9 protein-coding genes, 4 tRNA genes and 1 pseudogene are annotated in these 9,315 nt (G+C 63.8%); 8 read left to right on the forward strand and 6 right to left on the reverse strand.

The features are described 5' to 3' along the window. The 3 genes from KZA10_RS03235 to KZA10_RS03245 all read right to left on the reverse strand — a co-directional run. The coding region (locus tag KZA10_RS03235; RefSeq protein ID WP_218682160.1) for a GIY-YIG nuclease family protein at window positions 1-823 on the reverse strand (823 nt) is incomplete at its 3' end. Beyond that, window positions 820-2,106, reverse strand: a complete 1,287-nt coding sequence (locus KZA10_RS03240) for a restriction endonuclease subunit S (RefSeq protein WP_308289574.1) — start codon at window positions 2,104-2,106, stop codon at window positions 820-822. The genes KZA10_RS03240 and KZA10_RS03235, both read right to left, overlap by 4 nt. Beyond that, window positions 2,103-4,898 (reverse strand): DEAD/DEAH box helicase family protein, encoded by a 2,796-nt coding sequence (locus KZA10_RS03245; protein ID WP_256934343.1) that lies wholly within the window; start codon window positions 4,896-4,898, stop codon window positions 2,103-2,105. Before KZA10_RS03245 ends, KZA10_RS03240 begins: the two co-directional genes overlap by 4 nt. Before the next feature lie 173 nt (window positions 4,899-5,071). Between KZA10_RS03245 and KZA10_RS03250 the strand changes: the two genes are divergently transcribed. The 3 genes and pseudogenes from KZA10_RS03250 to KZA10_RS18575 form a co-directional block, all read left to right on the forward strand. Continuing rightward, window positions 5,072-5,668, forward strand: coding sequence for a TetR/AcrR family transcriptional regulator (locus KZA10_RS03250; protein ID WP_218682163.1), 597 nt, complete (start codon window positions 5,072-5,074; stop codon window positions 5,666-5,668). Between the two features lie 173 nt (window positions 5,669-5,841). After that, window positions 5,842-6,048, forward strand: coding sequence for a hypothetical protein (locus KZA10_RS03255; RefSeq protein ID WP_218682164.1), 207 nt, complete (start codon window positions 5,842-5,844; stop codon window positions 6,046-6,048). Between the two features lie 66 nt (window positions 6,049-6,114). Then, window positions 6,115-7,152 (forward strand): annotated as a pseudogene (locus KZA10_RS18575) (recombinase family protein); the annotation flags it as partial. 12 nt (window positions 7,153-7,164) lie between these two features. Here KZA10_RS18575 and KZA10_RS18580 read toward each other — a convergent pair. Then, window positions 7,165-7,458 (reverse strand): hypothetical protein, encoded by a 294-nt coding sequence (locus tag KZA10_RS18580; RefSeq protein WP_281652451.1) that lies wholly within the window; start codon window positions 7,456-7,458, stop codon window positions 7,165-7,167. Between the two features lie 238 nt (window positions 7,459-7,696). Next, window positions 7,697-7,769: transfer RNA gene (locus KZA10_RS03265), tRNA-Val, on the reverse strand. Between the two features lie 151 nt (window positions 7,770-7,920). On the opposite strand from KZA10_RS03265, the gene KZA10_RS03270 reads away from it, so the two are divergent. From KZA10_RS03270 to KZA10_RS03290, 5 genes are all read left to right on the forward strand, one after another. Beyond that, a tRNA-Gly gene (locus KZA10_RS03270) sits at window positions 7,921-7,993 on the forward strand. 54 nt (window positions 7,994-8,047) lie between these two features. Next, window positions 8,048-8,118, forward strand: a tRNA-Cys gene (locus tag KZA10_RS03275). A 27-nt stretch (window positions 8,119-8,145) separates the two neighbouring features. Next, window positions 8,146-8,217 (forward strand) — tRNA-Val (locus KZA10_RS03280). Window positions 8,218-8,343: 126 nt separating this feature from the next. Then, a complete protein-coding gene (locus KZA10_RS03285) occupies window positions 8,344-8,547 on the forward strand; it encodes a hypothetical protein (protein WP_218682165.1) in 204 nt (67 codons plus the stop codon). 34 nt (window positions 8,548-8,581) lie between these two features. Continuing rightward, window positions 8,582-8,965, forward strand: coding sequence for a hypothetical protein (locus KZA10_RS03290; protein ID WP_218682166.1), 384 nt, complete (start codon window positions 8,582-8,584; stop codon window positions 8,963-8,965). Between the two features lie 125 nt (window positions 8,966-9,090). Here the strand turns inward: KZA10_RS03290 and KZA10_RS03295 are convergent. After that, window positions 9,091-9,315 (reverse strand): hypothetical protein (locus KZA10_RS03295; RefSeq protein WP_218682167.1); only part of this gene is annotated, 225 nt, incomplete at its 5' end.

The raw sequence follows: 9,315 nt of genomic DNA on the forward strand, positions 1-9,315 counted from the left end.
AGCGGCCGAGTGCGACCGCACCCGCCGTCGAGGGTGAGCCGAAGACGATGTCACGGGTTGTGCGGGCCGTCCCACCCTCCACGACGATGGAGCCATCGGCGACCAGGCCCTCATGTTGGGCACGGTAGCTCGCGTACGCCTTCTGGGTACTGCGCGCGTTACCCACGCCGTGCCACGTCGGGACAACGACGGACCCGTTGAGCATGATGAACTCGCCGTCGACTTGCTGCGCGCGAGCGTCAACGGTCCTATTCTTGTTTGTCAGCGTGAACACCGGTGACTCCGAGGTTGGCGAGGCTACGGTTTGCGGCCTCGCGGCGCGCACCCGGATGACGTTGACGCCAAGCACAGGGAGCACAATCTGCAGTTCGCCGAGGAAGTACTCCATGTCCGACACATCAGCTTCGGGCAGACGGGGCCTCGGCGGTGCCGTGCCGTTCTCCAGCGTGACGCGACCGGCCTGCTGGGCGAGTTCGATCAGTCGCGACTCCAGGTAGCGCACGTGCGACTTCGTCAGGTTCGTATCCTTCGAGGTGATGAGCACCACCTGGTTCCAGAACGGCTTGTCCTTGGCGTGAGTACGGAGCCGCGTCGCCACAACATCGGCCTCTCCGACATAGCAACGGGTATCGCCGACCGCATCCTCATCCTCGCCAAGCAACAGGTATGCACCGGTGCGTTCAGCCTCCTCGCGTCGTAGGAGTTCCGCCAGGTCCGAGCGGCGTGCAGAGAGCACACTACCCGTCCAGTTCGTGATCTCTGCCGTCGTCAAACCACCAGGTGTGCCGTCTACGAGAAAGAGCTTGACCTGCTTGCCGTTCATGCCTCAATCCTCCCCTCGACGACTGACATCTCTGACGAGGAGCCTGTGAGGCGTCCCGAGAAGGCTGCTGCCAGGAGAGAGCGGCGGAGCGCGGCCGACCGACGACGTTGAGCACGCACATCGCGGGACAACGCACTCGCCGCGTCCGCTATCTCGTTCAGAGCGATCACTGCCTCGATCTGGCTCCCCAGCTCCGGACACGGCACGCAAGTCTCCGCGACAGCGCGTTGGTCGATCTTCGGCATGGAGCCGGCCAAGCCCTTCGCTTTGGCTCGAAGCTGCCTATGTGTTCTCTCACTCCGGAGCGCCGCAACAAGGTATTCACCCCTGATGCGTGTCTCGTCTGGACGCAGTCGTATCAGGAGATCGGGGAAGATCGCCCATTTGCGGTCCCCCTCATAGCGAGCAGAGGTGCCGACGAGCTCAGGAGTGTTTGCCCGTTGCACAAAGATGTCACCCGGTTCGAGCCATAGCCCATCCGCAACGGACGGAGGCGTCACAGTCTCTTTGGTGAACTCGTCAGTAAAGCTGTTCTGCGTGACAGCAGTAAGAGTGAGTGTGCGAGTGCCTCGCTCCTGACCCTTGACGGCGCGATCAGAGCGCCCGTTGCGCATTCCCTCGCGAAGTAGCTCTCGGATCGGTCTCATCGGAGGGTTACCTCTCCACAAGACCTCATCGATCACGGTGGCCCGCCATGCCTGGATATGACGCTCACCATCGGCAAGATACTTGTCGGCGGCGTCGAGGCGGGAGAGCTGGTCTTCGAGGATCGCGAGGATCCGGCGCTGCTCCTCCAACGGTGGCAGCGGAACGGGCAGCTCCACAAACCTGCCGTGAGTAAGGTTCAGGCCACTATCCGAGATCCCGGTCTTCATCTCATCGATACGCGTCTGCGCCTCATCGCTGAGCAAGTAGAGTTCGAGGAACCGCGAGTCGATGCGCTGATTAGGGCGAAGTCGGTACATCTTTCCCGACATCATCAGATTCTTCGGCGTCGAACGTACGAGCGCTGGCACCCCACAGCGAGACCGTGGGCCCGCGCAAGTAATGAGCAAGTCTCCAGGCTGCACTTCAATCTGCGGCCTCGGCACGAGAGAACCCGGCAACTCCTTGTTGTGAGTAGGTTCAAAGCGCCCGGGCTGGATGGCAGTTGTCTTCAGTACACCCCATCGACCTTCACCAGCCGGATACGTGTGGCACTTCGGACTCCACCCCTGCTGGACGACCTTCTTGTTCGACTGCCGGAGGAGGATTTCTCCGAGCGTCACCCACTCCCACGTCACGCGGAAAGCTCCCGATTCAGTTCTTCGATGAGGTCGCCTGCGTTGTCTCCGAGGTCGCGGAGGGCGCCGTCGATACCGCCTCGCTCGTCGAAGGGGGCGTTGTCGAGGTCCTCGGCGTCGATGCCCGCTGAGGACGCGATGATCCGCATCATCCTGTCAAGCCACCACCGCTGAGTCTCGGTGAACGTGGCTCCTGCCTGTTCCTGGCGGTGCAACCAGTTCGCGTAGCGATCCTCTACTCGATCGGAGTACGGCACGAGTGCGTCGTCCACTCCGGCCTCAAGCCGCAGCAGGGAGATCAGGTCGGTTGCCGCGTGCCGATTGCGGGTCTCGGCGTGGCCTTCGTATTCGACACCGATGGAGAGGTAGGAGTTCCAGATGATGTCGACGGTCCAGTTGTGCGGAGGACGTGCGATCCGGTCAGCGAGTTCCTGGATTTGGTCGAAGCGGATGCCCCGCCCCTTCGCCTCGAACATCAGTTCGATCGCGCTGATCTCGTTGCGGTGCTCGGCGAGGTACTCCCGCCACGACTCGATCGTGTGCTTCGCCTTGTCGGGGTCCACGACACCATACGCTTCGAGCACCTCGTCGCGGCTGACTTCGTCGATCACCTGATCCTTGGCGCGGCGCAGCTCGATGATCCTGGTGCGCAGCTCTGGGTTGGCGGCCAACGGTTCGACGGCCGTGTCGAGAAGGTCTTGCACCACGTCAGCGGGATCGCGATCCGGTTCCGCAGCACAGGCAACAGCCTGGGTCTCGGGATCGACCGCGTCTACGAGCGCTTGCACGATCTGGTGCATCGTCGTTTGTGCATCATGCAGCGCCGCGACGTCGTCGAGTTCGTCGCGCTCGGCGGGAGTGAGCTGTCGATCAAGAGCAGCCAGTCGGCTGGCCAGAGTGGCCACCTCATCTTCGGTGAGGGTGAGCGCCGCTGCTTTGTCGAGCAGCTTCTTCAGGCTGATCGATTTCTCGCGGTTGAGGGGAGGTTCGACGAAGTCGTGCTCGGTCACACCGATGGCGTCCACGATCACGAATCGTGTCTTCGCGTCGGCGTCGTCGGTCACCGCCTTGAGGTCGGCCGGTGCGATGGTTCGGGCACCGCGGCCCTTCATCTGCTCGTAGTACTGGCCGCTGCGCACGTCGCGCATGAACATGACGCATTCCAACGGCTTGACGTCGGTGCCGGTGGCGATCATGTCGACGGTCACCGCGATGCGCATGGCAGGGCTGGTGCGGAACGCCTTCAGATGCCCCTTCGGGTCTTTCGCGGAGTAGGTGATCTTCGCAGCGAAGTCGTTTCCCTTGCCGAACACTTCGCGCACGGTCTGCACGATCTCCTCGGCGTGGTTGTCGTCCTTGGCGAAGATCAGCGTCTTCGGCACGGTGTGACGTCCAGGAAAGATCTCGGTAAAGAGCCGATCGCGGAAGGTCTCCAGCACGAGTCGGATCTGGTGCTTCGACGTCACCGCCCGGTCCAGCTGGCCGGGTGTATAGTCGAGATCGGTGTCGAGCCGGATCAGCTTCTGCTCGCGGGTGCTCCGATCGACTGTCGGAACGTAGGTGCCAGCCTCGATCGTGGAACCGTTCGCGGTGATCTCGGTCTTGATACGGAAGATGTCGAAGTCAACATTCACGCCGTCGGCAACCGACTGTGGATAGGTGTATTCCGAGACCAGGTTCTGCTGGAAGAAGCCGAAGGTCTGCTTCCCCGGTGTGGCCGTGAGCCCGACGATGTGCGCGTCGAAGTATTCGAGCACCCCGCGCCAGACGCCGTAGATCGAACGGTGCGCTTCATCGACAATCACGAGGTCGAAGGTCTCTGGCGGGAGCTCGGGGTTGTAGCTAACCGTCACGGGTTCGCCGGGACGAAACTCATCCAGGCCCGGGTCGTCACCTTCGGGCACGTCTTCGTTCTTGATCGCCTTGAACACACGTTGGATCGTCGAGATCGCGACCTTCGTGGAATCCGGCATCCCGCCCCTGGCGAGCTTCGTCACGTTGTACAGCTCGGTGAAGCGGCGACCATCGTCGGGCGTGCGGTAGTTCTGGAACTCGCCCATCGTCTGATCCGCGAGGTTGTTGCGATCCACGAGGAAGAGGATGCGCTTGAAACCACCCCACTTGAGCAGCCGATACGCCTCCGTGACGGCAGTGTACGTCTTGCCCGCGCCTGTAGCCATCTGCACCAGCGAACGCCCAAAGCGCTGCTCGACGAGGCTCTGCTCAAGGCCCTTGATCGCGTCGACCTGCGCCGGACGCAGTGGCGCGTGGTCCAGGGCAGGCAAGGTGCGCACCTTGCCCCGCCAGGTCGGAGCCTCATCGGGATTCCCCGTTGCAGCACGGACTGTCGCGGCAAGGGTTTCGGGCCTGGGAAGCGCGAAGATGCGACGGGCACGGGGTGCTGGGTCAAACCCGTTCGTGAAATGGGTCTCGGTGCCCGACGCCTCGAAGACGAAGGGCAGGCGCCCCTCAGGGTCGAGTGTCTTGCGCCGCACCTCCTCCGGGAGTCCGGTGGCGTACATCGCTGACTGCCACTCGACGCCAGAGAGCGGCGTACCCATCGGCTTCGCTTCGATCACACCGACGACCGCTTTGTCGACATACAGCAGATAGTCGACGCGCCCATGGCCGGGCTTCATGATGACCTCGCGGACGGCGATGCCCCGCTGCGGCACGAAGAGGTTGAGCGCGTTGCGATCCTGCACCGCCCACCCCGACGCAACCAGCTGGCGGTCGATCAGCACCCGCGCGCGCTGCTCCGCCGCCAGGCGCTCATCATCACTTTCAGCCATCACACAGATTCTATCTGGGCCACCGGCCCCGATGCTGGAGAGCCAGGTATATGGTCTCCGCGACACCTGCCAATCACGCCTCACGCGTCTTGCAGATCAAGGTCCATACTAGTCTGTACGTAATTGGTGACCTGCCGGCTGGGCCGCGAGGCGAGGAGTGGGCGATTGTGGAGATGCGGCGTGGGCCGGGGCGTCCGGCGTATGGCTCGAAGCAGAAGCTCGTCGCTGCTGCGTGCGCGCTCCTGGCGGAGCGTGGGTTCGAGGCGACGAGCCCGCAGATGTTCCAGCAACGCTCCGGGGTGGGTCACGGGAGCATGTATCATCACTTCCCCGGGAAGGGAAAAGAGGGGCTTGCGCTGGACGCGATCAGTCACATGCGTGCGAGCACGATCGCGTTCCTCGACGGCAGCCCTACGCCCGAAGGCTCCGAGGTTGAAGAAGTACGGGCCAGCATCGTGACGGCGCTGGATCGACTGTTCGCGCGCAAGGAAGGACAAGCCCTGGTCAGGCTCCTCGCCGACGCGGTCGCCGGAGCTCTCCCGTCGCTGGCGACCGCGACCCAGGACTGGTGTGACGACATCCGTGCCGTGATCGTCGTGCGACTGCGTGCCGACGAACCAGACGCCGACCTCGACATCGCAGACGCGGCAGCACGGTTCCTCGCGCCGGAGTTCGCCGCCCTCGCGGAGGAACTGCTTACCGCGGCTCTCGGCCGGGGCTTGCTCCATCTAGCGAAGTTCGCTCTGCCCGAGACGGCCGAAGAGCGGTAGTCTGGTCTCATCACAATTCCATACGTACTAGTCCGGTCTTTGATCTGCAAGAGGCGTGCCTTCTCGAACAGGGTCGGTGCGACGGGCAGTAATCCGGTTCGGCGGCCCGCGTTCTGGGAGGTGCTGCGCACCTACCTGTCATGAGGACTGAGGATCGGCATCTGCGGCTTCGGGTGACGCGACGTGACGAGCCTGATCTCGGCAAGCTCATCGAGTGGGTGCTGAACATCGCTGAGACCCGGCACCGTGCCTGGCTCGACGGCGAACTGCACCCCTACGGGCTCCCCGTCCCGGAGAGCCTCCGTCAGATCGCGAACCCGGAACACGGTCCCGCAAGATTTGCGGGACCGTCAAACAGCATCGATGAGTCAGAGACGTGACCCACGGGAAGGAGGCTCATCATGGGCACCACAGTCGACACCCAGCCGCCCAAGCAGGCCACCGAGATGCCAAGGCTGTTGGCCGTGTCCTACCTGCGGGTCTCCACACGGGAGCAAGCCGAACGCGGCGGCACCGAGGAGGGGTTCTCGATCCCGGCCCAGCGGGAGGCCAACCAGCGGAAGGCCGACGAACTCGGGGCGCGGGTCGTGCGGGAGTTCGTGGACGCGGGTGAGTCTGCCAGGTCGGCGGATCGTGACGGGTTGCAGGACATGCTCGCGTTCATCGCCGCGACGCGGGTGCAGTTCTGCATCGTGCACAAGCTCGACCGGCTCGCCCGCAACCGCGCCGACGACGTCGCCATCCATCAAGCCCTGCTTGCCGCTGGGGTCACGCTCGTGTCGGCCACGGAGTCCATCGATCAGACACCTTCGGGGATGCTCGTGCACGGCATCATGTCGTCGATTGCGGAGTTCTACTCACGGAACCTCGCTACCGAAGTCACCAAAGGGCTGACGCAGAAGCTCGCCCAGGGCGGCACGCCGATGCGTGCCCCGGTCGGCTATCTCAACGTCCGCCGCACCGACGACCAAGGCCGGGAGGTCAGAACTGTGGAGGTTGACCCTGAGCGTGCTCCGCTGATCCGGTGGGCCTTCGAGACCTACGCCGAAGGTGAGACTTCTGTGGCTGCGCTCCTGCGGGACCTCACCGCTCGCGGCCTGACTACGGTGCCCTCGCCGAAGCGGCCGTCGAAGCCTCTCGGCAAAGCGACGCTCTACTCGCTACTGACGAACCCGTACTACGCAGGCGTGATCCGCTACAAGGGCGCGCTGCATCCCGGCGCGCATGAGCCGTTGATCGAGCCCGTCCTGTTCGACCAGGTGCAATCGCTGTTGAAGGCGCGCAACGCGCAGGCGACGCGGCACGTGCAGCACGCGCACCACCTGAAAGGGCTGCTGCACTGCGGAAGTTGCGGGGCTCGGATGCTGCTGGACTTCGCCACCAACCCGAGGGGCACGACCTATGCGTACTTCGTCTGCTCGGGTCGAGCCGCGAAGAAGACGAGTTGCACTCGGCGCGCGGTTCCCGTGCAGGTTGCGGAACGGCTGGTCGAGGACTCATACGCCTCGATCACGATCAGCGAAGACGACTATCGGCACCTCGCCGCCGAGGTCGACGCTGCCTTCGACAAGCGCAGTGTCGGGCGGGATCAGGAGTTCGCCGACCTCACCGCGAACCGGGCACGTCTGGAGGCCGAGAGCGACAAGCTGCTGGGCGCGCACTTCGCCGACGCCATCGACCTCCCGACGCTCAAGCGGCACCAAGACCGCATCCGGACCGGCCTGGCCGACATCGAGCAGCGCCTCGCCCAGCAGGACGAACAACACACCGGTGGGCGCGCGTTCCTCCACGACAGCCTGAGGCTGCTGACCGACGCGCACCGCGCCTACGCGCGCTCTGACGACGGCAGCAGGAGGCTCGCGAACCAAGCGTTCTACACGCGGCTGGAGATCACCGAAGACGAGCAGCTACGTCCACGCCTCGCAGAGCCATTCGCAACGATCGTCCGCGAGGCGACCAGAGGCAAGGATGCCGAACGGGAACACTCAACATCTTCCGATGTCGCGTGTTCCCGTAAGACACTTTGGGTGGGCGATACCGGACTCGAACCGATGACCTCTTCCGTGTGAAGGAAGCGCGCTACCAACTGCGCCAATCGCCCATACCCGCGGGGTACGTCAACCGATACTACCGGACGCTCAGAGGCCCTGTGGACCACTCGGCGAGACACGCGCGAGATTCGCTGCCGGTTTGGCGGAGTGCGGATCTTCGGCTAATGTTTCATGAGTGCCCGGGACAACCGGGAACGAAATGCGGATGTAGCGCAGTTGGTAGCGCACAACCTTGCCAAGGTTGGGGTCGCGAGTTCGAGTCTCGTCATCCGCTCGAGTGCAGGAGATCTTCTTCGGAAGATCTTCCGCACGTGGGGTCAATCCACACGGTGGCGTGGCCGAGCGGCTAGGCACCGGCCTGCAAAGCCGTTTACACGGGTTCGAATCCCGTCGCCACCTCACGGGAAAACTGAATAGCCCCAACGGGCGCGATTGGCGCAGCGGTAGCGCGCTTCCCTGACACGGAAGAGGTCACTGGTTCGATCCCAGTATCGCGCACACTTTAATTCCCAGATCAGCCCCGGTTTTCCGGGGCTTTTCTATTTCCACTACCGCGGCGCTACCAGTTGGTTCCAGTTTCCGACTAGGTACACCGCGCTGGACGGTGCCGCTATCGTTGGGCTCATGGGATACAAGCTTGAGGGTGGTCCGCGGCACGGCGAATATGCCGACGAGGTTCCGGAGGGTTACATCGACCTCGGGATTCATGCAGGCGTCGTGAGTCGCGAAGGGGAGTCGCCCGTGCCTCGCGCTGTCTGGAAGGCTGATCGCGAGAAGGCCGAAGAGATCATCAAAGAGCAGGGTTACCGGCCTGGCGGCGATCTCTGAGTCGGTCGCTGCGAGCTGACGATATTGTCAGGGAATGCTCGCGTTCTTCGGTGCACTGATCCCTGTCCTCGCGTCGTTGTACGTCGGAATCGGCACTCTCGTCGATCTCTCCTCGCAGTCGCATAGAGCGCGAGCAGCGCGTCGAGTCTGGGCTCAGTACGAGGCAGGGGTGGCGGCGGTCGAAGATGGCGACCCCCGAGTGCAGGAGAAATTCAAGGAACTCACCGAGCGACGCATGCACCTACTCGAAGCGAACGGCTTGGATCCATGGCTCGGTACGGTGAAAGCTCTGAATGAGAGCGTCATGCCCGCCGCTCCCTCGATGAAGGAGTTCCATCGACAGTGGGTGTTGATCTTCGGAGCGGTCGCGGGCGTGATCCTGGTCGGCATCGAGGTCGGTCTGATCGCTCTCGCGTAACAGACGCCCTTCGCCCGCGCTACCAGCGAGCTGTACGCAGCCTCGCAGGCCGCGTGGCACAGATGCATCACGGCCCCGGATGAGGGGAGGTCTCCGGGGCCGTGAGGTCTTGGGTGGATCGAGTGCTACGCGGCGCGCCCGATCAGTGCTTCCGCGGCCGCTCGAAGCTCTCCGAGATCGAGATGAGCCCACGGCTCGCGGTTCGGCGCGGTGCCCGAGGGGAGCGCCGCCCAGCCGATCAGGCCGTCGATGTTCTCCAGCGACCGCAGGTGCGACGGCACCCCGAGGAACGACCGCACGCTGAACGTCATGGCGGAGATGCCGACGCCATGCGCCTGGTCGATCGCGAG

Origin of the sequence: Microbacterium sp. BF1 (genome assembly GCF_019279095.1) — a bacterium.
GTDB classification, from domain to species: Bacteria; Actinomycetota; Actinomycetes; order Actinomycetales; family Microbacteriaceae; genus Microbacterium; species Microbacterium maritypicum.